The 26,558-nt window shown below is 42.8% G+C and carries 24 protein-coding genes; 15 read left to right on the forward strand and 9 right to left on the reverse strand.

What is annotated here, in order from left to right; all coding sequences use genetic code 11:
* The 9 genes from ACSLP7_RS09360 to ctlX form a co-directional block, all read left to right on the forward strand.
* Positions 1-209 (forward strand): L17 family ribosomal protein (locus ACSLP7_RS09360; RefSeq protein WP_435579053.1); only part of this gene is annotated, 209 nt, incomplete at its 5' end.
* A gap of 180 nt (positions 210-389) precedes the next feature.
* Positions 390-1,109: a hypothetical protein gene (locus ACSLP7_RS09365; protein WP_435579054.1), complete on the forward strand. Its 720-nt coding sequence runs from the start codon at positions 390-392 to the stop codon at positions 1,107-1,109.
* A 46-nt stretch (positions 1,110-1,155) separates the two neighbouring features.
* Positions 1,156-1,923, forward strand: a complete 768-nt coding sequence (locus tag ACSLP7_RS09370) for a hypothetical protein (RefSeq protein ID WP_435579055.1) — start codon at positions 1,156-1,158, stop codon at positions 1,921-1,923.
* 24 nt (positions 1,924-1,947) lie between these two features.
* Positions 1,948-2,655 carry a hypothetical protein gene (locus tag ACSLP7_RS09375; protein ID WP_435579056.1) on the forward strand — a complete coding sequence of 236 codons (708 nt, stop codon included), beginning with the start codon at positions 1,948-1,950 and terminating at the stop codon, positions 2,653-2,655.
* 146 nt (positions 2,656-2,801) lie between these two features.
* On the forward strand, positions 2,802-3,902 hold the full coding sequence (carA, locus tag ACSLP7_RS09380; RefSeq protein WP_435579057.1) for a glutamine-hydrolyzing carbamoyl-phosphate synthase small subunit: 1,101 nt from the start codon (positions 2,802-2,804) through the stop codon (positions 3,900-3,902).
* Positions 3,903-4,037: 135 nt separating this feature from the next.
* The gene (eno, locus tag ACSLP7_RS09385; RefSeq protein ID WP_435579058.1) at positions 4,038-5,324 is read left to right on the forward strand and encodes a phosphopyruvate hydratase; all 1,287 of its coding nucleotides are present in this window, start codon (positions 4,038-4,040) and stop codon (positions 5,322-5,324) included.
* A 167-nt stretch (positions 5,325-5,491) separates the two neighbouring features.
* Positions 5,492-6,778 carry a citrate synthase gene (locus tag ACSLP7_RS09390; RefSeq protein WP_435579059.1) on the forward strand — a complete coding sequence of 429 codons (1,287 nt, stop codon included), beginning with the start codon at positions 5,492-5,494 and terminating at the stop codon, positions 6,776-6,778.
* A gap of 38 nt (positions 6,779-6,816) precedes the next feature.
* Entirely contained in the window at positions 6,817-7,728 is a 912-nt protein-coding gene (locus ACSLP7_RS09395) for a dimethylarginine dimethylaminohydrolase family protein (RefSeq protein WP_435579060.1), read from the forward strand.
* Positions 7,729-7,780: 52 nt separating this feature from the next.
* Positions 7,781-8,710, forward strand: coding sequence for a citrulline utilization hydrolase CtlX (ctlX, locus tag ACSLP7_RS09400; RefSeq protein ID WP_435579061.1), 930 nt, complete (start codon positions 7,781-7,783; stop codon positions 8,708-8,710).
* Here ctlX and ACSLP7_RS09405 read toward each other — a convergent pair.
* From ACSLP7_RS09405 to ACSLP7_RS09415, 3 genes are all read right to left on the reverse strand, one after another.
* Positions 8,707-10,137 (reverse strand): SDR family oxidoreductase, encoded by a 1,431-nt coding sequence (locus ACSLP7_RS09405; RefSeq protein WP_435579062.1) that lies wholly within the window; start codon positions 10,135-10,137, stop codon positions 8,707-8,709. The genes ctlX and ACSLP7_RS09405 overlap by 4 nt on opposite strands.
* Positions 10,138-10,202: 65 nt before the next feature.
* The gene (locus ACSLP7_RS09410) at positions 10,203-10,634 is read right to left on the reverse strand and encodes a hypothetical protein (protein ID WP_435579063.1); all 432 of its coding nucleotides are present in this window, start codon (positions 10,632-10,634) and stop codon (positions 10,203-10,205) included.
* Between the two features lie 4 nt (positions 10,635-10,638).
* On the reverse strand, positions 10,639-11,328 hold the full coding sequence (locus tag ACSLP7_RS09415; RefSeq protein WP_435579064.1) for a chromophore lyase CpcT/CpeT: 690 nt from the start codon (positions 11,326-11,328) through the stop codon (positions 10,639-10,641).
* A 120-nt stretch (positions 11,329-11,448) separates the two neighbouring features.
* Between ACSLP7_RS09415 and argS the strand changes: the two genes are divergently transcribed.
* Positions 11,449-13,221, forward strand: a complete 1,773-nt coding sequence (gene argS / locus ACSLP7_RS09420; protein ID WP_435579065.1) for an arginine--tRNA ligase — start codon at positions 11,449-11,451, stop codon at positions 13,219-13,221.
* Position 13,222: 1 nt separating this feature from the next.
* On the opposite strand, the gene ACSLP7_RS09425 is transcribed toward argS, so the two are convergent.
* From ACSLP7_RS09425 to ACSLP7_RS09450, 6 genes are all read right to left on the reverse strand, one after another.
* Positions 13,223-15,763: a TonB-dependent receptor gene (locus tag ACSLP7_RS09425; protein WP_435579066.1), complete on the reverse strand. Its 2,541-nt coding sequence runs from the start codon at positions 15,761-15,763 to the stop codon at positions 13,223-13,225.
* Positions 15,750-16,652 (reverse strand): FecR family protein, encoded by a 903-nt coding sequence (locus ACSLP7_RS09430; protein WP_435579067.1) that lies wholly within the window; start codon positions 16,650-16,652, stop codon positions 15,750-15,752. Before ACSLP7_RS09430 ends, ACSLP7_RS09425 begins: the two co-directional genes overlap by 14 nt.
* Positions 16,653-16,701: 49 nt before the next feature.
* Positions 16,702-17,232: an RNA polymerase sigma factor gene (locus tag ACSLP7_RS09435; protein ID WP_435579068.1), complete on the reverse strand. Its 531-nt coding sequence runs from the start codon at positions 17,230-17,232 to the stop codon at positions 16,702-16,704.
* A gap of 820 nt (positions 17,233-18,052) precedes the next feature.
* Entirely contained in the window at positions 18,053-20,557 is a 2,505-nt protein-coding gene (locus tag ACSLP7_RS09440; protein ID WP_435579069.1) for a TonB-dependent receptor plug domain-containing protein, read from the reverse strand.
* A 16-nt stretch (positions 20,558-20,573) separates the two neighbouring features.
* Positions 20,574-21,470 carry a FecR family protein gene (locus ACSLP7_RS09445; RefSeq protein ID WP_435579070.1) on the reverse strand — a complete coding sequence of 299 codons (897 nt, stop codon included), beginning with the start codon at positions 21,468-21,470 and terminating at the stop codon, positions 20,574-20,576.
* Positions 21,471-21,522: 52 nt separating this feature from the next.
* Positions 21,523-22,038, reverse strand: coding sequence for an RNA polymerase sigma factor (locus tag ACSLP7_RS09450; protein ID WP_435579071.1), 516 nt, complete (start codon positions 22,036-22,038; stop codon positions 21,523-21,525).
* 98 nt (positions 22,039-22,136) lie between these two features.
* Here ACSLP7_RS09450 and ACSLP7_RS09455 point away from each other — a divergent pair, with 98 nt between their 5' ends.
* The 5 genes from ACSLP7_RS09455 to ACSLP7_RS09475 form a co-directional block, all read left to right on the forward strand.
* Positions 22,137-22,805 carry a hypothetical protein gene (locus ACSLP7_RS09455; RefSeq protein WP_435579072.1) on the forward strand — a complete coding sequence of 223 codons (669 nt, stop codon included), beginning with the start codon at positions 22,137-22,139 and terminating at the stop codon, positions 22,803-22,805.
* A gap of 229 nt (positions 22,806-23,034) precedes the next feature.
* Positions 23,035-23,913 carry a fasciclin domain-containing protein gene (locus ACSLP7_RS09460; protein ID WP_435579073.1) on the forward strand — a complete coding sequence of 293 codons (879 nt, stop codon included), beginning with the start codon at positions 23,035-23,037 and terminating at the stop codon, positions 23,911-23,913.
* Complete coding sequence (locus ACSLP7_RS09465; RefSeq protein ID WP_435579074.1) at positions 23,910-24,830, forward strand: fasciclin domain-containing protein; 921 nt, start codon at positions 23,910-23,912, stop codon at positions 24,828-24,830. Before ACSLP7_RS09460 ends, ACSLP7_RS09465 begins: the two co-directional genes overlap by 4 nt.
* A 133-nt stretch (positions 24,831-24,963) precedes the next feature.
* On the forward strand, positions 24,964-26,025 hold the full coding sequence (locus ACSLP7_RS09470) for a hypothetical protein (protein WP_435579075.1): 1,062 nt from the start codon (positions 24,964-24,966) through the stop codon (positions 26,023-26,025).
* A 114-nt stretch (positions 26,026-26,139) separates the two neighbouring features.
* Positions 26,140-26,558, forward strand: a 419-nt coding sequence (locus ACSLP7_RS09475) for a signal recognition particle receptor subunit alpha (protein WP_435579076.1), incomplete at its 3' end; no start/stop codon positions are given.

Below are 26,558 nucleotides of genomic sequence, written 5' to 3' on the forward strand. Positions count from 1 at the left end.
ATCGTCCAGGTGGTTACACTCGTATCATTAAGTTGGGGAACCGATTAGGAGATAACGCTGATATGGCGATGATCGAATTGGTTGACTACAACGAACTGTACAATGCTGGTAAACCTGCTAAGAAGAAGTCTACAAGACGTGGACGTGGAGGTAAGAAAGCTGCACCTGCTGCCGCTGCTCCTGTCGCTGCTTCTAAGGAGGAAGAATAGATTAGCAAATATTTAACAGATAGGAAAGGGTAAGGTTTTACAAAAGCTTACCCTTTTTTGGCTTTATATTTGATATTTTTGAAGAGAAGTCAAAACCGGGCTACCGTGACCTGAACTGTGAAAATGGGTTTTGTTTTGACGAAAAGAAAAATTGTTTTGAACACTATAAAATTTAGCAACATGAAAATTACCTCTTTGTGTCTAGCGCTGTTGTGCGCAACAGTAGGCTTTGCACAAAATGCAAACGTAGATGCCAATCAGGCAGCAAACCAAGGTGCAGTTAGCAATATCGCTAACAACCCGAATCAAGGAAATCAATTTACTGGAGCGGCTACCTTCTACAACCCGAAGTTCGACCGTGAAGGTTCAATATATCTTTTCGATGGATGGGATCAATCAGCCACCATCGTAGCTAAGGGAACCGGCGGTTCTTTTAGAGAGAGCAATATCAATTTCAACATACAACGCAGTATGTTTGAGCGTAAAGTAGCTGGAGACTCAATTGTAGCCTACAACTTTACCAGTATTGAGAAGATCATCGTAGGTGGACGCGAGTTTAAAAGCTTCTACCTGGATGAGATCAAGAGAAATAAAGCTTTTGAAGTTATTTACCGCGGTGATGATTTCACCATCCTTAAAGGATACACGGTAGACATTTTAGAGGCATCTCCGAATCCAATGATCGCACGTCCTAGAGACAAGTACATTCAGCGTGTGACTTATTATTTGGAGACAGAGACTAAATTGGAAGAATTTAAATTGCGTAAGCGTGCAATTCTAGAAGCACTAGACGACCAAGAAATGGTTGAACGTGCCAAGGACTACGCTCGCCAATACGGCAAGTCGTTCAGTAATGAAGAAGATTTAAAGCTTATTCTGAACTACGCTTCTCGTAAGTAGGCAACGGCTGGCTGCTGCGCAATACTAACTAAACTTGATTATTACTATGAAAAAATCATTGCTTATTATGCTGTGCGGCATAGCTGGTATGGCTTTTGCCCAACAAGGAGAACAACAGGTAACTACGAGCGCCGTTTTTGGTAGCTCTTCAAATTCGGTCGGTTTGTTTCAAAACGATGAGAATACGCTGCTGATTAACGTAGACGATATTCAGAAGATCGAAGGTGTTGCCAGTATTCGTGATTTTGATAATTGGCAGAGTCAATCCAATACAGAGGGATCTGTAATGCTTTTTGATGATTGGGCAGCCAAAGGTTATGTTTATGCTGGAGACAAGAAATACGTCTTCCCAAAAATGAACTATGACATTTTGGAAGGAGCCGTGGTTTCAAAGTTCAAGCAAGATTCCATCTTTAACCTTGGTGTTACTGGTTATGATAAGATCGTATTCAATAATACAGTTTTCAAAAGTATTTTTACTCCGAGCCGAGGTGGTAATGCCATGTATCAAGTGGTGTTCGAGTGTCCTGATTACTCTATTGTCAAAGAATTTGCCATTGAGATCAGAGAAGCCAATCCAAACCCGATGATCAATCGCAACAAGCGTAAGATCATTCAAAAGGAGTACTACTACAAGCTAGAAGGTCAGCGTTTGACGCGTTTCAAATTAAAGAAGAAGACCATTTTGGCTATGGCTGGGGATCAAGCCGATCAGCTGGAAGCCTATGCCAAGGCCAATCGTCTGTCCTATAAAGATGACAACGATGTCGCTCAGATCTTGATCCAGTTGTACAAAATGCAACATCAGCAGTAGAACCCTCAAAGGAAGATTGATTATATGAAGAAGATACATCCCTATACCACACTCATACTGCTATTGCTGGCAGTGAGCACTGGGTTTGCGCAATTGCAAACTACGGTTAATGCTAACAACAATAATTTAGGAGCTTTGGCTACCTATGGACCTGATGGTGCCAACATTGGTAACACCTCCGTGGTGATCAATCCGCCTAAGAATATTGAGGGTTCGCTTTATCTTTTTGAGCAGTGGAATAATAAGGGTGTTTTCATTACTTCTGAGGAGCGCAAGCTTTTGATCAGAAACATTAACTTCAATATTGATCGTGGTGTTTTTGAATCTGAGATCAGCAAGGACACTGTATTTACCTTCGGATTTGAGAATGTAGATCGTGTTTTTGTAAACTCCAGAGAATTCAAAGCGCGTTTCATTCCGTCCAAAGGTTTGTACGATGTTTATGAAGTGATCTTTGAGAACGATGAGTTTGCCATCTTGAAAAAGTGGTTCATCGACATCAAAGAAGGATCAGACAATCCAATGGTCAACCGCAAGAGTCGTTATGTGCATCGCAGTAATTATTACTTAGAGCGCAACGGCAATGTGGAGCTGTTCAAGTTCAAGAAAAAGAACCTTTTGAAGCTCGCCGGGAATCAAGCGGATGAAGTAGAAGCTTATGCAAAGAAATACAACCTCTCCTTCAAAAAGGAAATAGATGTGAGCCGCATGTTCTCATTTCTATTGAAGTAGTGGTTATGCAAACTATAAATTAAAGAGCGCCTGGTGCGCTCTTTTTTTTGGACTGCTGATAAAGTCCACAATTTGTTTAAAACTTTTAGATCAAAACATTTTAAAGCAATCTGCATTCTGCGTATTTTTGACAAATCTTTTTCTGCATGAAGTATCAGTTAAGAAAACCGGCCGTCGTTCTCCTCGCAGACGGTACTGTTTTTCAAGGAAAAGCTGTCGGCGAAGTGACCGGTAGCGCATTTGGAGAAGTTTGTTTCAACACCGGAATGACCGGTTATCAAGAGATCTTTACCGACCCTTCTTATTACGGACAATTGATGGTTACTACCAATGCTCACATTGGGAATTACGGTACCCACAGTGATGAGGTTGAATCAGAAGGTATTAAGATCGCTGGTTTGATCTGTCGCAATTTCAGCTACAATTATTCACGCCCTTTGGCGGATGATTCCTTAGAGAATTTTTTAGCCAAGAACAATTTGATCGCAATCTCAGACGTCGACACCCGTGCTTTGGTAAGTCACATTCGCGACAACGGAGCGCAGAATGCGGTGATCACTACAGAGGTGGATCGTTTGGATGAACTGCGCAAGGAATTGGCTTCTGTTCCCAATATGGACGGGCTGGAGTTAGCTTCAAAAGTATCTACCAAAGAGCCTTATACCGTTGGGAATCCAGACGCTAAGTACCGCGTTGCTGCAGTAGACATCGGGATCAAAAAGAACATCTTGAGAAACATGATAGAAAGAGACTGTTACGTAAAGGTGTTCCCATACAATACTTCTTTTGAAACCTTGGCAGAGTTTGAGCCACACGGCTACTTTTTCTCCAACGGCCCTGGAGACCCGGAACCGCTTAAAGATGCTATCAATACGGCTAAAGAAATTTTAGACAAGGATCTTCCGCTTTTCGGAATCTGTCTTGGGCATCAAGTCATTGCCTTGGCTAATGGTATTTCTACTTATAAGATGCACCACGGTCACCGAGGAATCAACCACCCGATCAAAAATCTTTTGACGGGTAAGGGAGAGATCACTTCTCAAAACCACGGTTTTGCGATCAACAGAGAAGAAACTGAGGCTAATCCAAATGTTGAGATTACCCACGTACACTTGAACGATCATACTGTTGCTGGAATCCGCGTTAAAGGTAAAAAGTGCTTTTCAGTACAGTACCACCCAGAAGCGAGTCCGGGGCCACATGATGCCTCTTACCTGTTTGATGAGTTCGTGGCGAGCATGGCATAAAGCCTTAAATAGGGCTGCAAAGTCCGCAAACGTTTTCGTAGAAAAGCCCTTGTTTCAAGGGCTTTCTTCATTTTAAATTAAAGTGAAAATGCAAGGACTTTTGTATATTCACGCTCCAAACTAAACCCTAATTAAATGAGTATAATTGTCGATATTCACGCAAGACAGATCTTTGATTCCCGTGGGAATCCAACCGTAGAGGTAGATGTAATTACAGAGAATGGAGTAGTGGGACGCGCTGCAGTGCCTTCTGGAGCCTCCACTGGAGAACACGAAGCAGTTGAGCTTCGCGATGGCGGTTCAGATTATATGGGTAAAGGCGTAAGTAAAGCTGTTGAGAATGTAAACGGTAAGATCGCTGGAACCCTATTGGGTGTTTCTGTTTTTGAACAGAACCTTATCGACCAGATCATGATAGAACTAGACGGTACTGAGAATAAATCCAAACTTGGAGCGAATGCTATTCTTGGTGTTTCTCTCGCCGCGGCTCAAGCTGCTGCAGGCGAATTGGGAATGCCGTTGTATCGTTATGTTGGAGGCGTGAGCGCCAATACGCTTCCGGTTCCTATGATGAATATTATCAACGGAGGGTCGCACTCTGATGCGCCGATCGCCTTCCAAGAATTTATGGTGATGCCTGTTGAAGCTACTAGTTTTACAGAAGCGTTAAAAATGGGAACGGAGATCTTCCACCATTTGAAAAAAGTATTGCACGATCGCGGTTTGAGTACTGCTGTAGGTGATGAAGGTGGATTTGCTCCAGAATTGGACGGAACTGAAGACGCGCTTGACACTATTGCTTTGGCTGTTAAGAATGCTGGTTATTCTTTTGGAGATCAGATCATGGTGGCTTTAGACTGCGCAGCTGCTGAATTCTTTGTAGATGGCGCTTATGACTATTCTAAGTTTGAGGGCGATTCTGGAAAGGTGAGAACCTCTAAGGAACAAGCCGAGTATTTAGCTTCACTTTGCGAAAAGTATCCGATCATCTCTATTGAAGATGGTATGGATGAGAACGACTGGGACGGTTGGAAATATTTGACCGAATTGGTTGGAGAGAAGGTTCAATTAGTGGGTGATGACCTTTTTGTGACCAATGTGACGCGTTTGTCTCGTGGTATTGAGAACGGCATTGCTAATTCCATCTTGATCAAAGTAAATCAGATCGGAACCTTGACAGAAACTATTGCAGCCGTAAACATGGCTAAGAACGCTGGATATACCTCCGTAATGTCTCACCGAAGTGGAGAAACTGAGGACAACACCATCGCGGATCTTGCTGTGGCGCTGAATACCGGACAAATCAAAACGGGATCGGCTTCTAGAAGTGATCGTATGGCCAAGTATAATCAGTTGTTGCGCATAGAAGAGCAGCTTGCTGAGACGGCTTATTATCCTGGTAGAAAAGCCTTTAAGATCTAAAGATCAATCGGATAAAATCAAAACCGCCCTCAAGGCAGTTTTTTTATTTCTTGTCAATCCGTTAATAAAAGCTTAAATCAGCAAGGTGTAATTGTCAAATGTTAAAATTTTCGGTCGATATTTCGTAAATTTGCTAGAACACCAATAAATCAACATTTATTACACCTATGACAAAAATTGCTACGCTAGAAATTGATGGAAAGAAGTACGAGTTTCCAATAGTTGAGGGAACAGAAAATGAGCTTGCCATAGACATCAAAACCCTTCGTGGTGCCACCGGTGGTGTGGTAACCATAGATCCTGGGTATAAAAATACCGGTTCTTGTATGAGTGCTATTACTTACCTAGATGGTGAGAATGGTATTTTACGCTATCGCGGATACTCTATTGAGGAGCTTGCAGAAAAGGCAGATTTCTTGGAAGTGGCCTATTTGTTGATTTTTGGAGAATTGCCAGATAAAGAAACACTGGACAAGTTCCACGCAGACATCAAGCATCACTCGCACGTTGATGAAGATGTAAAGAAAATATTAGACGGCTTTCCAAAGTCAGCGCACCCAATGGGCGTGTTGTCTTCTTTGACCAACGCACTTATCGCTTTTAATCCATCTTCTGTAGATGTGGATTCAGAAGAGGCCATGTATTTGGCCATTGTTCGAATCCTTGGGAAATTCCCAGTGTTGACAGCTTGGGCATATCGCAAGCGTAGCGGATTGGCCTTAGACTACGGAGATGATTCTTTAGGATACGTCGAGAACTTCCTGAAAATGATGTTCAAAAAGCCAAGCGGAGAGTACGTATCTAACAAAGTGGTGACTGATGCTTTGGATAAACTTTTGATCCTTCACGCAGACCACGAACAAAACTGTTCTACAAGTACAGTGCGTATCGTTGGTTCTTCTCATGCAGGACTGTTCGCAAGTTTGGCTTCAGGGATCAATGCCCTATGGGGACCTTTGCACGGTGGAGCAAACCAAGCAGTAATTGAAATGTTAGAAGCCATTCGTGAAGACGGTGGTGATACTAAAAAATATATGGCCAAGGCCAAGGACAAGAGTGATCCTTTCCGTTTGATGGGATTCGGACACCGTGTGTACAAGAACTTTGATCCACGTGCGCGAATCATCAAAAAAGCTGCCGATGAGGTACTTGGAGATTTGGGTGTAGAAGATCCAGTATTGGATATTGCCAAAGGTCTAGAGAAAGAAGCATTGGAGGATCAGTACTTCGTAGATCGCAAACTGTATCCAAACGTAGATTTCTATTCAGGGATCATCTACCGTTCTCTTGGAATCCCAACAGAGATGTTTACGCCTATGTTTGCTTTAGGACGTCTACCAGGTTGGATCGCACAGTGGCGTGAAATGCGCTTGCGCAAAGAGCCTATCGGAAGGCCACGACAAATTTATATCGGGGAGAACCACCGCGAGTTCAAGCCCATTTATCAACGATAATCTAAAAGCTTCATGAGAAATCATGGAGCTTTCTTTTTATGCAACTAAACATTACCAACGAGACTGCTCGGCTTAGGGCCGTAGTATTAGGCAGAGCAGACAGTAACGGGCCCACTCCAAAACCAGAAGATTGTTATGATCCCAAGAGCTTGGCGCATGTCCTTGCCGGGACCTATCCGCTAGAAAAGGATATGGTTCCAGAAATGGAAGCCGTTGTGGCCGTACTCAAAAAGTACGACGTGACCGTTTACCGTCCGGAGCTGATCGAGAATTGCAATCAGATCTTTTCAAGGGACATCGCTTTTGTCGTAGACGACAAAATGGTGAAAGCCAATATTCTACCCGATAGAGCCAATGAGTTTGAGGCTATTCGTCATGTTTGGGAGACCATTCCCAAAGACAAACGCATAACCTTTCCAGAAGAGTGTCACGTAGAAGGCGGAGATGTAATGCCCTGGGGCGATTATCTCTTTGTAGGGACGTATACAGGCGAGGATTACCCAAGCTATATCACTGCGCGTACTAATGATAAGGCGGTAAAAGCACTACAAGCGGAATTCCCAAACAGAATTGTCAAAGCTTTTGAACTGCGCAAATCCAATACCGTGGCTCGTGACAATGCTTTGCATTTGGATTGTTGTTTTCAGCCAATAGGGCATGACAAATGCATCATCCATAAAGAAGGTTTTCTCAATGAACAAGAGTATTTATGGTTGGTAAATCATTTTGGTGTCGACAATTGCTTCCATATTGACAAAGACGAGATGTACAATATGTTCTCTAACGTATTCTCCATTGCTCCGGATGTGGTGATCTCAGAGAGAAACTTTACACGTCTTAATACCTGGATGCGCGGTCACGGCATTACTGTAGAGGAAGTTCCCTATGCAGAGATCGCCAAGCAGGAAGGACTTTTAAGATGCAGTACTTTGCCTTTGATTAGGGATTAATTTTGGTGTAAAAATTCCGAATTACTTATTTAAATTTGCCAAAAAAATAAGCATGCAACAGATAACTGATACCCTGCTAATGATTCGTCCGGTGGCCTTTCGCATGAACGAGCAAACCGCGGTGAACAATTACTTTCAAGAAGATCTTGCAGAGAAAAATGCTAACATAAACACTTTGGCTCAAGCTGAGTTTGATGATTTTGTAGCCAAGCTCAGAGAAGTAGGGGTGAACGTTGTTGTAGAGCACGATGATATTTTAGCCGATACACCAGATTCTATCTTTCCGAATAACTGGGTGAGTTTCCATGCTGATGGTACTGTGGCCTTGTATCCTATGTTTGCAGAGAACAGAAGGAAAGAGCGCCGTATGGAAGTCTTTAGACGCTTGGAAAGTGAGGGTTTTGAGATTGAGCAGTTTATTGATTACAGCGAAGCAGAACAGGAAGATGTATTTTTAGAAGGTACGGGCAGTCTGATTTTAGATCGCGTAAACAAAAAAGCCTATTGCGCTTTGTCTCCACGAGCAGATGAAGGTCTGTTCATTGAATTCTGTGAAGATTTTGAATACGATCCTGTTGTTTTTACCGCCTATCAGACGGTAGATGAAAAGCGATTGCCTATTTATCACACCAATGTGATGATGTGTGTTGCCGAGGAGTTTTGCGTGATCTGTCTAGATTCCATAGACGATAAAAAAGAGCGCAAAGCAGTAGTGAATCACCTCAAGCAAACCGGGAAGGAAATTGTTAACATTACCGAAGAGCAATTGCAAAATTTCGCTGGAAACATGCTTCAAGTGCAAGGCAGTGAGCGCAAATTTCTAGTAATGAGTGCAGCCGCTGAGCGTTCCCTGACTGCAGAGCAGCGCGATCAAATTGAAAAGTATTGCGGCATTTTAAGCAGCGAGTTAGAGACCATCGAAACCTGTGGTGGTGGTAGTGCCCGCTGCATGATGGCAGAAGTGTTCCTGCCACGCGCTTAAAACCGCTTCGTAGCAATATTGCGAATCATTCCACTGAAAATAAAATAGTGGAACGGCAGCATGGCGTACCAATAAAGGCGTCCTGTCAATCCCCTTGGTCTAAAGGTTGCCGTTTGGTGCAAGACATTGTTAGCATCTATTTCAAACTCCAACCAAGCTTCACCTGGTACACGCATTTCTGCAAACAGTAGCAGTCTCTTCGCTTTTTTATCGGCCAAAATTACGCGCCAGAAATCCAAGGCATCGCCTTCAAAGATCTTGTCGGGATGCGTACGCCCACGTCTAAGACCAACACCCCCTACTAGCTTATCTAGGTATCCACGAATCTTCCACAAGGCGTTGCCGTAATACCAACCCCGAGCTCCACCAATGGACCAGATGTTGTTTAGCACTTCTTTGGAATCCTCAATGTGCAGACTTTGATGATCTTTCACGCAACCGTATGAAGGTACTTTGACATATTTTTTAAGATCTTCAGTAAAGCGACCCGCAACCAAAGAGTCCTTCCAACTCGAGACCACTTGATTTTGTTCTATACGCTCAAATGCCAATTCAATAGCCTGTTGATAGGGGATTGGTTCTATTTTTAGCAATTGCTGCAGACGGCGATCTTTAGTGATCACTTCAACCCGCATGCTGTCTACCAGATTCATGGCCAAAGGATAGGAAGTTGAGGTGACAAAATACAGCCAATAGGAGGAGAGCTTTGGAGTCATAACAGGGACATCTAAGATCAGTAGACGCAGTTTTCGCACTCGAGCATAGGTTTGCATCATTTCTTTATAAGTCAACACATCTGGACCTCCAATATCAAAGACTTCGTTATAGGTCTTTTCGTGTCCCAAAACTCCAATGAGGTATTGGATCACGTTTCTTATCGCGATGGGTTGGCAACGAGTTTTTACCCATTTGGGAGTGATCATTAGGGGCAGCTTTTCACAAAGGTCTCTTATGATCTCAAAGGAAGCGCTGCCTGAGCCTACTATGATTGCAGCACGTAGAACGGTTAAGGCCGCGGGGCCTTCTGCCAAGATGTCTTCCACATTCTTGCGTGAAGACAGGTGTTTGGACAATTCATTTTCATTGACAATTCCACCAAGATAAATAACCTGTTTGCATTTGGTCTCTTTGAGGAGTTCGTTAAAGTTCTTGGCAGAACGCGCCTCTTTTTCATCAAAATCTGAGGTGGAGGCAGACATGGAGTGGATCAAGTAGTAAGCAACGTCAATGTCTTTTGGAAGCAGGCCGGGTTTAGGTTCTTCTAGAAAATCAATTGTGATGATTTTGATTTGAGCCCGTAGGTTGTCGTTGATAGAAAGTCTGGCAGGATTGCGCACAGCGCAGATCACTTCATGCCCTTCCTTGACTAGCAATGGAAGCAGTCGCATGCCGATATAACCATTGGCTCCAGTAAGTAGAATTTTCACCCTTGTGAATTTAAATTGCTAATGCGTCTAAGGGTTTAGTAGCTGATCCTATGAAGTTACGAAAATTAAATCGGGCCGGCAACGCTGGCGTCATAGCTCGCCTTGGCATCCATGAGTTTTTTCATGAACTTATGAATGCTCTTATCTTTAGTACGAGCGGTTATTGCAACGCGGTAACTGTCCATGTGGACAGAATAGGTCTCCGCCTCACCTTTAAAAAGCACTAGTTTGTAATAAGGGATAATCAGTCCGTAAGATTCTAATAGCGATCGGAATCCTAAGATGATCCCGTTGGGACGCATTTCAATATTGCAGACGTTTCTGTTGTTGTCTAGTTTTAGCAAGTTGTCAATTTGAATACTTGCTTGCGATATGGGCATATGAGGAGAACCGATTCCTTTGCGTTTGATTCGTTCGCGAAGGGTAAAGGGTTTGCCGAGCAGGTCGTCTATTTTGCGTCTTGTTTCTTTATTGTTGTAGGAGGTGTTGAGGATCATGGGTTTATTCTGATGGGTTCGACTCGGTTGCATCCGCCTTGTCAAACACATAACCACCTTTTTCCGCACCCCAAACCTGATTGCCTTCTGCATCAAAACCTTGGTCCCAAGATTCGATCCGATCGGCATAAACAGAAACTTTAGAGGTGGCATAAGACGCTCCGCGAAGGCTGCTTAAACAGCTCATTTCATTCGTGCTTCCTGAGAAACCTCCATCTGCTGTGGCTTGTAAAAACACCGTGCAACCTTGACGAATTTCTAGATCGTCTGGGCTTAAGCTACTGAAAGCTTCCGGTGTTTTCCACTTCCCGATCCAAAGTGAATCGTTAGGGATCTCATAAACTATGGATCCAATACGCGTGTCATCCATACGTTCCAACTTGTAGACTCTTTGGCGATACGGTTGGTCTTGATTAGCACTCACAGCCTGCTCCACATAAAGAAAGTTTCCTTGCTCTGGCCAAATTGGCGCCATATGCAAACTGATGTCAAAATAACTACTGTCTGCTTGTGCCTGTTTCCCAGAATTGAACGAACCTTGCATCATAGTAAAGAGCTTGTCTAAAACGGCATCTTTAGGTTCAACAACGGTTTGCGCTTCATCAGAAACAGGTTCTGTTTGGGCTTGTTCTTTACAACTCATCACAGTGAGCAGGAACAGAAAAATGCCTAGAATGTTGGGTAGTGTTCTCATGCTTAATATAACTGGTGGCTGCACTTGACGAATTGCAGCATAGGTGGTTCTTTTACAAAGATACCGCCATTTCAAGTGGAATAAAAATTTTATCTTTGGGGGCTTAAAATCATAGATGTTATGGACTTGCAATCCCTATTGACAACTCACATTCAAGCTGCTTTCAAAAGTCTTTATCAGGCGGAACTCTCAGAGGTAGAATTCCAAGCTACGCGTAAGGAGTTTGAAGGCGATATCACCGTAGTTGTGTTTCCGATGTTGCGCGTTGTTAAAGGGAATCCAGTTGCGATTGGTGAAGCTTTAGGGGCTTATTTGGAAGCCGAGCTACCAGCGGTCACTGGGTTTAATGTCATCAAAGGATTTTTGAATCTGTCTTTGAGCGATGCATACTTTTATGAGGCATTTGAGGGCATTGCTGCTCACGCTGATTTTGGCCATCAACCGCAGGGTGAAGAGGCCGTGATTGTCGAGTATTCTTCTCCGAACACCAACAAGCCCTTACACCTCGGACATATACGAAACATCCTCTTAGGTTATTCTGTGGCGGAGATTTTAAAGGCAGCCGGTAAAAAGGTGTATAAAACGCAGATCATTAATGATCGCGGAATTCACATCTGTAAAAGCATGTTGGCCTGGAAATTATTTGGTGAAGGTGAAACTCCAACGTCCAGTGGATTAAAGGGTGATCATTTGGTTGGGAAGTACTATGTGAAATTCGACCAAGAGTATAAAGCGCAACAACAGGAATTGATCGCTGCCGGTAAGTCCGAATCCGAAGCAAAAGAACAAGCGCCTTTATTGCTTGAAGCACAACAAATGCTACGCAAGTGGGAAGCTGGTGATTCAGAAACCGTTGCCCTTTGGGAGACGATGAATGGTTGGGTATATCAAGGTTTTGATGCTACTTATAAGGCCTTGCGTGTTGATTTTGACACTCTGTACTATGAAAGCAATACCTATTTGTTAGGGAAGGAAAATATTGAGGAAGGACTGTCCAAGGGCGTCTTCTTTAAAAAAGAGGATGGTTCTGTTTGGTGTGACTTGACCGATGAAGGCCTTGATGAGAAATTGGTGCTAAGGAGTGATGGAACCGCAGTTTATATGACTCAGGACATTGGGACTGCCATCCAAAGAATTAAAGACATGCCCGATGCTAATGGGATGATATATACCGTTGGGAACGAACAGGATTATCACTTTAAAGTTTTGTTTTTGATCCTGAAAAAGCTCGGTTATAGCTGGGCAGAAAACCTGTTCCATTTGAGTTATGGAATGGTCGACCTACCGAGCGGAAAAATGAAAAGTCGAGAAGGGACTGTAGTTGATGCCGATGATCTTATTGAGGAGATGGCAACAACAGCTGGAACAATCGCTTCAGAACTCGGTAAACTTGATGGCTATACAGATGCCCAAAAACAAGGGCTGTATCAAGACATTGGTTTAGGTGCTTTGAAATACTATATCCTTAAGGTAGATCCTAAAAAGCGAATCTTGTTTGATCCTGAGGCTTCTGTAGATTTCCAAGGAAACACAGGGCCGTTCATTCAATACACTTATGCGCGCATCCAAGCGATCCTGCGCAAGGCAGCCACTATGGACTTGGCTCCTGCAGCAGCTGTATCGCTTACAGAAAAAGAGCGTGCTGTGATCAAGGAATTACAGAACTATCCGGTAGCTGTTAATTTGGCAGCAGCCCAACACAGTCCTGCTTTGATTGCAAACTATGTTTATGATTTGGTGAAGGCCTATAACTCCTTCTTCCAGAACGTACCCATCTTTGCTGCAGATTCGCCAGAACAATTGCAATTTAGAGTATCACTATCTCAAACCGTGGGCAAGACCATTGAAAAAGCGCTAAGTTTATTGGGAATTGCTGCGCCCGAGCGCATGTAAATTAGAAGCTGAGCTCCAAAGCGAAGTTTGGTGTGAAACGCAGTGATCTGTTTTCAATCTGATTGATCGCAAATTGGTCTTCTCCAATTTGTTGAGAAACAAAATAACGATCCAATAGATTGTTGTTGTTAAAGATGTTCTGAAAAGCGGCATTGGCTTTTAGGGTGTAACCCGATTTATTCAAAACAATATATTTAAAAGACAGATCGGCTCTAAAGTAGGAGGTGAGTCTTTCTGCATTGGGCGCACTAAACGGAATGTCTTCCGTGTCTTGAATGGCTGAGGGTGCTTCACCTAGTGGAAGCGTAAAGGGCTTTCCGCTGCGCCATTGCAATCCAAAAACCGTACTCAATCGGCCCAGGTCATAACTAATCGCTGCACGAAAGGAGTGCGTAATGTCTAGGTTATTGGCAAATGATTGCGGATCAAAAGAATCAAACTGATAGTCGTTGTTGGAGTAGGTGTAACCGAGCCAAGCCCCGAGTCCACGCCAACGTTTGTTGACAATAAGCTCTAGACCAAAGACCTGATACGATCCTAAAGCAGCGCTGTTCGCAAATTGATTTTGAAAACCTTGTGTTGTGGCACTAATGCCTTCAACAGATTTTTCAAAATACTCTAAGTTGATCAACCAGTTGCGTTTATTCCAAACCAACCCAGTAGACCATTGCTCGCTAGTGATTAGCGGAATCTCATTCCCGTTCGCTTGGATCCACCTGCGGTTCTCTACCCCTAAAAATTCGTTCTGGAAAGCTACTGCCTGAGAAATGCTTTGACTTTTAAGTTCTCCGTGGAACTCAAGAGCAAATCCAGCTCCCAGTTTTTGATGCAAATTGAGTCGCGGTTCAAAACGATATTCGTTGATCTTTGGATAATGAGTTAAACGTACACCAGCATTGATCTGAGTCTTACCATTAAAAGGATTCCAGTCCAGTTGGTTGTACAGGTGATGCCCTACTAAAACCTCTTTAACCCTACGTCTAAATTCTGGAGTGGTGGTTTGATCGCTGTTTGTTACTCCAGTCTCAATGAATTCATAACCGGCTTCCCATTGGACATTCTTTTTATGTCGATACAGTAATTGCGCCCGACCCACAAAGGAGATTACTTCATTGCCTTGGGTGTCAAACTCTGTGGTTAGGAGTTCAAAATTTGCCGCGTCTAGATTGTACTGACTGCGGTAAGCCCCGACGGTACTGCTCCATTTGCTGTTCCATGTGCGCTGCCAGTGTAAACCAGCGGCTATGTTCTCTTGGTTGAGTTCACTGGTTTCACTGAGCTCAAAGGCATCGTTGGAGAGGTTTTGATTGAAGTTTAAGTTGTTGTTGATGGCCAAGAAATTAAAGCGTAACCGATCTTTTTGAGAGGGGTTGTACAATACTTTAGCACTGACATCAAAGAAGTTAAAATCTTCAGAGGTGTTCAAATCAGATTGTTCATTTGGAGTAGCCAGGTTGGTGATCTGCGTATCTTGGAAAACACGCTCCGAATAACTGTTGTAAATAGGAGTCTGATAAAGATCGTTGAGTGATCGTCTCCCCGCGACCATAACGGAAAGCTTTTCGCTAATCGGAATGTCTAAAAAGGCATTGGCGTGCAAGAGGTTTAAGGTGGCCTTTCCATGAATTTGTTCGGTAACCTCGTCCATAGCCTTTAGATCAATCACTCCGGATACACTCTCTCCATAACGGCTGTGAGTTCCGTTGCGGTATATAAACACGTCTTCTGTGATATAGGGGTTGATTGCGGAAATCAGTCCATAAAAGTGTCCGCTTTGATACACGCGCATTCCATCCCATAATAATAGATTCTCTCCATTACTTCCGCCTCGAATATTAATGTTGGATACCGTTTCATCCACACTTTCAACCCCAGGCAGGGTTTGAGAGATCTGTAGCACGTCCGTTTCTGCGATCCCCGGCAGGAGTCCAAATTTATCTGTATTGAATCGATAGGAACCATCATTAGTTCTGTAAATACCTTGTGTAAAAACCGGCTGAAGCAGCACCTCTTCCAACTGATCCACACTGGGCTTTAAGGATACGACCACAGTATTGTATTCAACAGGGCCCAGATTGAGGCCTTCGGTTTGATAACCCAAGTATTGTATTTCAACAAATATGGTATTGGTAGGATTCGGAATATAAGCGCTACCCTCCGCATTGGTCGTATAACCGGCGCCTTGGTCCGTGATCATCACATTGGCGTTGGGCAGTGGGGCTCCTGTAGTGGCATCAAGAACTACTATATGAATGCTGTTTGGTGCGCTTACGGAATAATACCGTTCATTGATCTTTGTGATCTGTAGACCCGTTCTCGCTTTGATGTACTCTATATTGGCTTGAAGATCTGGAGTAGTGGTAGGGGTAATTGATATATCCTCTATAGCCTCCGGAGCATAAGAAAAACGAATATCGTTTTGGGTCTCCAGTTGTTTGAGATAGGCGCTGAGCTTGATCTGCTCCTGTGCAAAGCTTGTTGTGCTAGTGATCAGTAGCAGTAGACTGATCAGAAAAAAGTACCCAGATTTACTCAGCCTCATTCAACACTACTTTGTTTTTATCCAAAACGCTGTAGGTCATTTGAAGCGGGTTGCAAATTGATTGTAGGGCAATATCGAGATCTTGGTGGGTAAAGCTTCCAGTAAAACGCTTTTCCAGATCGATATCACTTACTTCTAGTTGGATGTTGTAATAGTGCTCCAATTCGTTAAGTACTTGAGTCAAAGGTGCGTTGTTAAATGAACTTTCATCTTGCAACCAACGCGGGGCGCTTAAACTTGTCGTTAGATTTTTAACGGTGTTACCTGTCTCTAACTCTAAAGCTTCGCCAGCTCTCAAGGTAATGACCTCTTGGTCTAAAGATACAGAAACCACCCCTTCAAAGCAACTCACTTTAAGTAGGTTCTCTCGTGCAAAAACATTGAATTGAGTACCGAGTACAGTAACATCTCCAAGATCAGTTTCTACCACAAATGCACTTCCTTTGGCCACTTTAAAATAAGCTTCTCCATCCAAACGAAGGGTGCGGGCATCTTTCCAATCTTGTTGATTATAAGTCAAAAAAGAATTAGCATTCAAAGCAACTTCTGACTGATCCGGAAGTATGATCTCTGTTTTTTCAGCAATGGCCGTATTGACATCGGTATCTAAACCTTGCCAGAAAACATATGAGAACGCTACAATTGCAAAAACAGCCGCAATACGAACAATATACTTCAGTGGTTGTAGGGTTCTCACTTTAGTAGGTTTGTTCAATTGCTGAATATTCTTCCACACCGCGTCTTTAGGAAACTCAGGAGCCTCCATACCGCGTGTTTGTGCTGCAATTTCCATCATCGCGTGCATCTCAGAATCCTCGCGCAATGCGCTTTCTTCGGCTCCTGTTAGCTCGTCATTCATCCATTTATGAAGCAACTCTTGCTTGTTCATTCTATTTCTTTTTCAAGGGTATAACAGTTCAATTCAGAAATACCCTACCTTATTTATTAAATCCGTCCAAGTTTTTTTTCAGACTGACCAATGCTTGACTGATTCGCTTTTCTACAGCCTTAACACTGATGTCTAACTCTTCTGCGATCTGTTTGTATTTTTTGCCGTCAATACGGTTCATTAAAAAAGCGGTTCGCTGCGCTTCTGTCAAAGTATTTAAAGCTGCATTCAACTTTTTACCGTATTCCTTTTCCTCCAATAAAAACTCAGGAGATTGTTTATCCACACCAGAAGATTGCATACTGCGATAATTGAGTACTACCTTCTGATGCGCCACTGCATTTAAGAAACTGTTGTTGGTCACTGTATATAAAAAGGAGCGTGCCTTGGCAAAACTCACCTTGCTACAATTGTTCCATAGCTTTACAAAGGCTTCCTGTACCAGGTCGCTTGCATCGTCTGCATTTCCACATTTATAGTAGGCGAAATTCCACAGGGCTTGCCCATGCGCGCTGTAAAGAGCGTTGTAAGTGCGCTCTTCGCAAACGTTTGGTTCGTCCTGTAAATTTTTGATGGCCATGTAATCCTTTGTTTTTAAAGGGGTGTAAATATAATTTAAAAGTTTTTTAAATTTTTTGGTAGGGTTTTTTTTGACTGCCCTGTTTTACTTACAAATCGACCCAATAGGATCGATGCTCTTTGAAAAGATGATTAGCCGGATCCGTGCTTCCACAAGAAGACATTTAAAATTAGCTATCTATGAAAAGGAGAAATCCGAGAACTGATTTTAAGCAATAATGCTATTTTTTTCAATAACAAGTCACATTAGTTAAACTGTTAGTATTATCCTTAGAATCATTGGGCACGATCAGCAGCAAGAAACCTTAAACCTACAGTTATTCATTTTGATGCTAGTTAAAAGTTTCTGTTCATAATGACTACCTCTTGTTGCTGACCGCCCTTTTTTAAAAGCACCAAAGGTAAGGCCGGCAGCCGACCGCAACCCATTAAGACGTATAGTGAGGCACCAAAGCTTTTTCTTTAGGTTAAACGAAAAACGGTGTAGCGTCTTTGAGATAAAGTTGCATGCAATATCCTTAACCTACAATTGGTCTCTGCCTTCCTTACCTTTAATCATCTTTTTTTGCGCCAATAAAATATACCGTCTCCTGAGACGGTTTTTTTATGCTTTTATGCGGCCTTTAACCCGTTCCAGCGGCTGCAAACTGCCGCTGTTTCCCTACTATTTGTCTTTTTTTCGCTCCGTAGCGCTGCTATGCAGCTCAAAAAAGCCTTCAATTATGAAAACATCTGCAAGTTTTCGCTATACTGTTTCGGGTAAAAAACCGCGTGTAGAGTTTCTAATTTGAAAGTGAAGAGTAAAAGGCTGTAAACTGCCGCTACTTTATGATAATACGCAGAGTGGCGTTTGGAGTAAAACGCAAGGCGAGGTCGTCAATTTGTCGTACTTCAAAATCATCATTGACGCGATAAAAGGTGTTAACTACATTATCATTCCCCAACAGATTCCAGAGCGAAATCCCACTGACCAATCGGACTTTTTCACTCAAATCATAAGTATAAGTAGCGGAGGCGTCCACTCTAAAATAATCCTCCAAACGCTGGCTGTTTGGATCCAAGTAATCGACAAAACCAACTTGTGGAATTGAATTATCACCTACGGGAGTAAAGGGTCTTCCGCTATGCCAGTTCAGACCAGCACCTAAGTTAAATTTCCCTAAGTTGAAGTTGGCTCCCAAAGAAAGTACATGCCGTATGTCTAAGTTGTTTGGAAATTCTGAGGGATCAAATTCTTCAAAATCATAGTCGTTTTGCGTCAAAGAGTAACTGACCCAAACATTGGTCTTTTCCCACTGCTTATTGGCTAAGAAATCCAAGCCGACAACGGTATAGGTTCCGTGCGTCCTTTGGTCTTCAAATTGATCTTGAAATCCTTGACTTTGGCTGGTGATCCCGTTTATTTGCTTCCAGTAAGGTTCCGCACTGAAAAGCCATCCTTTACGCTGATAGCTGAATCCCATTCCCAAATGACGGCCTTTGATGATGGGGATGTTTCCAGGATCAGAAAGTACCCAACGTCGGTTCTCCACGCCGAGAAAGTCGTTCTGCAAATCAATGACCTGAGAGGTGGTTTGACTGTTGAGGGCTCCTAAGAACTCAATGCTTAAATTCCGCCCAACGCGCTGGGTCACCCGAACTCTTGGTTCCACCAAAACCTCATTGAATTTATTGATATGATTGGCTCGAAGCCCAGCTTCTATACGGGTCTTTCCATTGGTCGTTTCGTAAAATAGGCTGCTGTATAAGCTGTGTGTGCGTAGCACTTGCTTCTCCAAACGCTCAAAGTTTGGATTATTGATGTTCTCAAAATTGGTGATGCCCGTTTCGTTGAACTGGTATCCTTGCTGCCAAACTAAGCGTGAGTTAAGTCGCCATTGGTTCTCTACTTTTATGCCTGTTTCAACCAGATCGTTTTCTTGAATGAGACGCTGGTCATTTTCTATGTCTGCATTTAAGGCAGTGAGTTCGTAACCGCTGCCGTACCATTGTACAGAGGTTTGTAAACGCGGATTCCAGCTGCGCTGATAGAAAAAACCTGCCGAGGAGTTATCCTGAGTTAGGTTGGACTGTCTTGCTTGAGGTTCTCCTTCCAACATACCGTTTTCCAAAAAGTCCAATCGGTTTCCTAAACGGAGTAAACTCACCCTGAACTTGTCTTTATCAGTGGGCTCATACTGCAATCTAAAGTGGGCGTCAAAAAATCTAAAGTCCGCATCAGAAGTAAGGTTCGCCATGGCTGCAGATTGCAATTCTGTATTTTGAAAAGCTTTGTCAAAGTAAGCGTCGTAAGTGGGTGTCGTAAATAGCGAGTTTAAAGAGTGACGCCCAGCTACTTCTACAGACAGTTGCTCATTGATCGGAATTTCTGCCATTACATCTCCACTTAAGAGATTGAGACCAGCATTGACTTTAAATTCACGGATGAGATCCTGAGAACCTTCCATAGAGATAATTCCAGACACACCGTCGCCATATCGAGCATTCCCAACGCTTTTGTAAACGTTAACTTCTTTGGTCAGGTTGGGGTTAAACGCAGAGATCAGTCCAAAAAAGTGTCCGTTTTGATACATTTTAATTCCGTCCCAAAGAATTAAGTTTTGATCATTGGTTCCGCCGCGAATATTTAAAAAAGACACGGTTTCATTTACACTTTGTATACCTGGCAATTCCTTTAGGGTAAGCAGTACGTCACTTTCAATAAGCCCAGGTAAAATATCAAAGGCATCGTAGTTTACGTTCACAGCGCCATCTGCTTTTTTGCTGATTCCCTTGGTGATGAAATTGGTGAGCATTACCGGGTTGAGGTTTTCAATTTCCGGACTTAGAAATACTTCTGGGCAATCAGGATAAAGTATGCTTAAACCCAAAACCTGATCAGAAGTTTCAAGGCCCAAATAACTGACTCTGGTAACCACAACGGTTCCTTGAAATTTGATGCTAACCAAACCCTCGGCATCTGTGGTAGCATCTTGATACGAGCTTAGAACTCTTGCGCCTTCCAAAACCTCTTTGGTTTCCGCGTTATACACTTTAAGACAGATTTCATTGACAGCTTTCTTTGGCTTTACCGTAATGGTGTTATCTGCCAATAACTCATAATCAAAGAGTGTTGTGGACTGCAAATCTTCTAAAGCCTCAGGAAGATTAGCGGGGTCAATAGTATTGGTAACGATGTGCCTTGTTAGCGCTGCATCCTCATAAGAAAAGGTACAGTTGAACTCAGCTTCTAATTCTTGGAAATAATCGGTAAGCGCAACAGTTTGCTGTCCAAAAAGGGCAACAATAGGGGTAAGGAGTAAAAGTAATAGAATGCGGCTGCGCACGCTTTTGGTTCAGTGATTATTTTGTGATAGTCACTCGATCCCCGTCAATTTTATACTTCAATTGTAGTGGATCTGTCACTGCTTTCAAGGCAGTTTCAAGATCTTGGTGAGTGAAACTTCCAGTAAAAATAACACTTTTATCAATGGCAGATGCATCTACTTTAATCGCGTAGTGACGCTCGAGTTCTGCCAAGATCATGTGATAAGGCGTACTTTTAAAGACTGATTTATTGTTGATCCAACTCGGGTTGCTAACTGCCGTTTCAAAGCGGCTGGCTTTGTTATTCAACAATTTAATCCCTTGACCAGCAGTGATCTCTACAGCTTCTTTGCCATTGATTGCTACAGCAACTCGTCCTTCATAACAAGTGACTTCAAACAGACCTTCACGATGAATGACATTGAATTCTGTACCAAGCACTTGAACCGTTCCCGCTTCTGTCTTTACAGTAAAGGTACTTCCTTTGGCAACTTTAAAGTGCGCTTCTCCGTCTAAGGAGACATCTCTAGCATCTTGCCATTTTTCTTCATTAAAGCTCAGGGTGGTACCTGCATTGAGTTGTACGGCGGAATAGTCTGGTAAAGTTATTTCCAAAGATTCTGTGGTAGCAGTGGAATAGGTAGTCAAGTCATCCGCAGTCATATTCACAACTAAGAACCCTAAAACAAGTATGGCTGCAATCGCAGAAGCGATGCGCCAAGGCTTAAGTTGCCTTACTTTAGTCTCTTGTTGTTGCTTTAAGCGGAGGCGATCGTAACTTGAGCTGGCGTCAAACTCCGGAGCCCGAAAGTATTGTGCAGCTTGGGAAATTTTTTCGTAAGCACTGAAGCGCTCGTCGTCTTGCAACGCCGTGCGATCCGCTTCACTCAAGCTATGATCTAACCACCTTAAAAACAAATTTTCCTTTTTCATATTAATTTGTCACTAATAGAACAACCCTAGCTGTAAAATTCCTACCCAAGTCTTACAATTCTTTTATTTCCTGTCTCAGTTTATCCAAGGCGGTGTAGATCCTTTTCTCAACTGCTTTTCTGGAAATCCCCAGTATGTCGGCAATTTCCTGATGTTTTTTTCCTTCCACGCGATTCATCATAAAGGCAATGCGCTGACCTTCAGGTAAATTGTTCAAGGCGCGCTCAAAGCGTTGCATGAACTGCTGCTCCTCCATAACAAACTCTGGCGACTCGTTGGTGTAGCCCTTTGGTTTAAGCGCTTGATACTTTAAAACAACCTTTTGATGTTTAATGCTATTTAAGGAGGCATTATTTACCAAAGTAAAGAGAAAACTTTTGGCCTTTGCAAAAGGAACCTCCTTACATTTTTCCCACAACTTCATGAAGGCCTCGTGGACCTTGTCCTCGGGATTTATGGAATCCCCAAATTTGTAGTAACAAAAATCGTGTAGATCCTTCGCGTGCTGCTGGTAGAGTCTTTCGTAGACTTTTTCTTCACAGACGGAATCGAAAAGTTCCTTTTTCATGCAATTACGGATCAAACCTTTTTTAATGGTTTAATCTGATGTAAAGATATCAATAAATTCTGGGTAGGAATTTTTGCCGTAAGTTTGTTCTATTACAAATGAAGAGGAAGCTTACATATATTATAGTAGCCATTAGCACAGTGCTAATGACCGTGTCGTGTCAACAAGAAACGCTAAGAGTTACCCAAGATCAACAAGAGGATTCCTTCTTGAAAGATACCAATTTGGTAGGCCTTGTACAGGGTGTCACTGCACATGATGGCAGTCATGACAATGCTATAGATGGTTCCAGTTGCTTTAGTATCAACTTTCCTTTTAGTTGTATTGTAGACGGAGAAGAGCAGTATTATGAACAGGCGAGCGATTTAGTCGACCTATACCTGGCTAATGATATAGACCCTGTGTTCCCGATTACAGTAACCTACGCAGATTACACCGAGACTCAAATAAATAACGCAATCGATTTTGATGAACTCATTACACGTTGTGCATCTGGCGCATTGTATAATCGAACAATTCGTTGTGTTGATTTTATCTATCCGATAGAAGTCGCGGTCTTCAATCCCAATACTTCAGATTTTGAGACTCTTGTATTTGATCACGATCGCGCAACCTTCAATGGTATTGTAGATCTATTAGACCAAGACATGATTGCACAAATTCAATATCCTGTCCAGGTAACCATCTTTGAAGGTGAAACCCTTCAAATCGATTCAGATGAGGATCTAAAATCCATCATCAACACCAACCTCAATTTTTGCGAATAATTCGCCGAAATCCACAATTTAGCATCTAACTTATTGATATTCAAAACATTATTTGTTTAATCTTTGATTTAAAAAGTTAAACAAAATGTTAAAGTTCTATTAATTTCGGTTTTTTTGGTAGTACTTTGTGTTGTGCTGTTGTTGTATAGACAAATGTATTACACCAAAAAAATTCACATGAAAAACGTATTCAAAATTTCACTAATCGCGTTACTGACAGTAACGTTATTTGCGTGTAACAACGACGACGACAACTCCAAACCCGATCGACCCGGGAACTGACGTGAGTATCGCCGAGTTTGTTGCCAACAACGACGACTATTCTTCTTTAGAGGCTGCACTTGAGGCTGCAGGTCTAACAGAAACATTGAGTGCAGGTGAGTTCACCGTATTTGCACCAAACAACGCTGCTTTTGAGGCTTTCTTAAACGCTCAAGGATTTGCAGCTTTAGGCGATGTGCCTGTAGATGTTTTGACTAACATCCTTTTAAACCACGTAGTAAATGGAACTAATGAATCTACAGATCTCATTACGGGCTATGTATCTTCTTTAGCTACAGAAGCTACTTCTGGAGCTAACTTGAGCCTTTTCATCAACACTGCATCTGGTGTTAATGTAAATGGTGTTTCTAACGTAACTACTGCAGACATTGCTGCTTCTAACGGTGTTATCCACGCTGTAGACGCAGTTATTGGAGTAGCTAACGTTACTACACAAGCCTTAGCCAACCCTGACTTTTCAATCTTAGTTGACGCTTTGATCGCTGCTTCTGACACAGACTTAGACTACGTAGCTTTACTATCAGGATCAACCAGTGCACCTTTCACAGTATTTGCTCCAACAAACGAAGCTTTCGTAGACCTATTGAACGCTTTAGGCTTTGCTTCTTTGGATGATGTACCTCAAAGTGCACTACGTACAATCTTAAATTACCACGTATTGGCATCTGCCAATGTACGTTCAGGTGACTTAGAAGATGGGCAAACTCCAACTACTTTTGAAGGATCTACTATTGAGATCAGCCTAGACGCTGGAGCTCAGGTGATCGATGCTACTGAGTACCATCAAACATTATTGCTGTTGATGTACAAACAGGAAACGGAGTGATCCACGCTGTAGATAAAGTGTTGTTGCCAATGGCTATCGCTGACGGGGCTGCACCGACGCTAACTGGTTTGGCGTACACCAACCCAGCATTGACCAGCTTGTTTGCTGCTTTGAAAATTACAGGATTGGATGCGGTACTTGCTGACCCAAGTGCTGACTTCACTGTATTCGCTCCAACAAACGATTCTTTCGCAGCTTTCTTAGATGCTGCTGGATTCAACAGTATTGATGAGGTGCCTGTTGAGGTATTGACTCAAGTAGTATTGAACCACGCGATTAGCGGTTCTTTATTCGCTGCTGATCTAACTACTTCTTACGGAAACACACTAGCAACTTTCGGAGATACTGATGCCAACTTGAGCATCTACATCAACACAGACAGTGGTGTTACTCTTAACGGACAGTCTTCAGTGATCATTCCAGACGTAACTGCTACTAATGGTGTAGCTCACGTTGTTGACGCTGTAATCGGATTGCCAACTGTAGTAACTTTCGCTACTGCAGATGCTACTTTCGGAACACTAGTTGCGGCTTTGACCAGAGATGATCAGCCAGACTTTGTAAGTGTTCTTTCTACAGGAAACGGTGCAGAGCCTGCTCCATTTACTGTATTCGCTCCAACAAACGATGCCTTCGGTGATCTTCTGACAGAACTAGGAGCTTCAAGCTTAGATGATATTGACGGTGCTACATTGACTGCTACCTTGAACACACACGTGATCGCAGGAGCCAATGTACGTGCAGAAGACCTTGTAAGTGGTACTGTAGGTACCCTAGGGGCAGATATTGAGATCGATGCTTCTAACGCGACTATCACAGATTTGAACGGTCGTGTTATTAACATCATCGTAACGAATGTGCAGGCAGCGAACGGTGTAGTTCACGCTATTAATAGAGTGATCTTGCCAGAGCTGTAACTGTTCATATTTTAATTGTTTAGTTAGTTGATGAAAGCCGTCTCTGCCATACTTCTACAGGCAGGGGCGGTTTTTTTATGTGCTTTTTGAAGCAACCTTTTAGTGTTTACTGTACTAGAGATAAAACCTAGTTATGAAGCACTTTTTTCTTTTTCTCTTCGCGGCAGCGACCTTAAGCTGTGTAAACGAACCACTCAATATTGATCCTGTTGCTCAAGGCGATCTTATTGAGGAATCTTCAGAATTGTTCCAATTTTTAGCGCAGATCACTGAGGACGAATCTGCTCAAACTAGTGTCACCTGTATTGACTTTATTTATTCTTTTGTCGTTTATGTATACGATGAAGAGGACGAATATGTTTCGGCTACTCGTGTAAGTAATGATCTTCAGTTTTGGCAATTCCTATTGAATATTCCCGAGGAGCATTCTGTAGGGATCAGTTTTCCGATTCAAGCGACCTTAGAAGATGGAACCCTCTTTGAGATCAATACTGCGGATGAGTTGGCGCAAAGCATTCAGGGTTGTATTCAGGAGATCCAACAAGAAGTACTCGGCGGTGTTGCTGAGGCCTTTAAGCAATGCGGATGGGAAGTGAGAGCTGCGGAAGGCAATGAGCCCGATCAATACGAATTCAGTGTCTTTGAAGTGACCCCGAGCGGAGGTGTAGTGTTCTACGACGCTGGACTAGGTTCTCCTGGAACCTGGATCTTTTATTTCATCGCCAATCAACTCCATATGAATATTAATCTTGACGGAGTCAATGATCCTATCGAGGAGAACTGGAACAAAGATTGGATCGTTACCTTTTACGGCGAGAATACGCTGCAGATCATGCGCGATGAGCTTACCTATGATCTGAACAAGATCTGCGAACCAGAGATCTATTGTACCACCTTGTTCTTTGAGGAATGTGTTTCTGATGATGACGATCCGCTACCGCCGTTCACGGCTAATTTTGAATTTGAGAATTACAGCCGTTGCATCGGTTTGATCACAGAAAAGCCCTTAGAAGAAGGGTACAGCTTTGACTATTTTGAAACTGAGGCAGACGCAGAAGCCGATGTAAATGCTTTGCCCCAAGACGGATATACCAATATAGAAAATGCCCAAACGATCTACGTACGGATTACAGACCCGACTGATGTGGAGTTCGAGTTGGTGGAGATCACCATTTTGGCCTCGTTATGTGAATGATTTTTTAAGAATCAGCCAAACGAAAAGACGACCCTCTGCGGTCGTCTTTTTGCGTTTAAGGGGCTTGTCCAACTTCAGGCAAAAATGTACCTTTGCCCTTTACCAATTTTAGCGATGTTTGATAATTTAAGTGATAAGTTAGATAAAGCCTTACACGTGCTCAAAGGGCACGGTCAAATTACAGAAGTAAACGTGGCCGAAACCTTAAAGGAAGTACGCCGAGCGCTTTTAGATGCGGATGTCAACTACAAGATCGCCAAGGACTTTACCAATACGGTGAAAGAGAAGGCCTTGGGTCAGAATGTATTGACTACTCTTCAACCGGGCCAGTTGATGGTCAAATTGGTGAAAGATGAGCTTACAGAGCTCATGGGTGGCGATGCTGCTGGAGTTAATTTGAGCGGAAACCCTTCAGTGATTCTAATGTCTGGATTGCAGGGTAGTGGTAAAACCACTTTCTCTGGAAAACTCGCCAACTTCTTAAAGACCAAAAAATCTAAAAAGCCCTTATTGGTTGCCTGTGATGTTTATCG

This window comes from Gilvibacter sp., assembly GCF_965601605.1.
GTDB lineage: Bacteria > Bacteroidota > Bacteroidia > Flavobacteriales > Flavobacteriaceae > Gilvibacter.

Coding starts and splice junctions, on each gene's coding strand:
- ACSLP7_RS09365 (WP_435579054.1), top strand. CDS start 390: ATGAAAATTACCTCTTTGTGTCTAGCGCTGTTGTGCGCAACAGTAGGC.
- ACSLP7_RS09370 (WP_435579055.1), top strand. CDS start 1,156: ATGAAAAAATCATTGCTTATTATGCTGTGCGGCATAGCTGGTATGGCT.
- ACSLP7_RS09375 (WP_435579056.1), top strand. CDS start 1,948: ATGAAGAAGATACATCCCTATACCACACTCATACTGCTATTGCTGGCA.
- carA (WP_435579057.1), top strand. CDS start 2,802: ATGAAGTATCAGTTAAGAAAACCGGCCGTCGTTCTCCTCGCAGACGGT.
- eno (WP_435579058.1), top strand. CDS start 4,038: ATGAGTATAATTGTCGATATTCACGCAAGACAGATCTTTGATTCCCGT.
- ACSLP7_RS09390 (WP_435579059.1), top strand. CDS start 5,492: ATGACAAAAATTGCTACGCTAGAAATTGATGGAAAGAAGTACGAGTTT.
- ACSLP7_RS09395 (WP_435579060.1), top strand. CDS start 6,817: ATGCAACTAAACATTACCAACGAGACTGCTCGGCTTAGGGCCGTAGTA.
- ctlX (WP_435579061.1), top strand. CDS start 7,781: ATGCAACAGATAACTGATACCCTGCTAATGATTCGTCCGGTGGCCTTT.
- ACSLP7_RS09410 (WP_435579063.1), bottom strand. CDS start 10,634: ATGATCCTCAACACCTCCTACAACAATAAAGAAACAAGACGCAAAATA.
- ACSLP7_RS09415 (WP_435579064.1), bottom strand. CDS start 11,328: ATGAGAACACTACCCAACATTCTAGGCATTTTTCTGTTCCTGCTCACT.
- argS (WP_435579065.1), top strand. CDS start 11,449: ATGGACTTGCAATCCCTATTGACAACTCACATTCAAGCTGCTTTCAAA.
- ACSLP7_RS09425 (WP_435579066.1), bottom strand. CDS start 15,763: ATGAGGCTGAGTAAATCTGGGTACTTTTTTCTGATCAGTCTACTGCTA.
- ACSLP7_RS09430 (WP_435579067.1), bottom strand. CDS start 16,652: ATGAACAAGCAAGAGTTGCTTCATAAATGGATGAATGACGAGCTAACA.
- ACSLP7_RS09435 (WP_435579068.1), bottom strand. CDS start 17,232: ATGGCCATCAAAAATTTACAGGACGAACCAAACGTTTGCGAAGAGCGC.
- ACSLP7_RS09445 (WP_435579070.1), bottom strand. CDS start 21,470: ATGAAAAAGGAAAATTTGTTTTTAAGGTGGTTAGATCATAGCTTGAGT.
- ACSLP7_RS09450 (WP_435579071.1), bottom strand. CDS start 22,038: ATGAAAAAGGAACTTTTCGATTCCGTCTGTGAAGAAAAAGTCTACGAA.
- ACSLP7_RS09455 (WP_435579072.1), top strand. CDS start 22,137: ATGAAGAGGAAGCTTACATATATTATAGTAGCCATTAGCACAGTGCTA.
- ACSLP7_RS09470 (WP_435579075.1), top strand. CDS start 24,964: ATGAAGCACTTTTTTCTTTTTCTCTTCGCGGCAGCGACCTTAAGCTGT.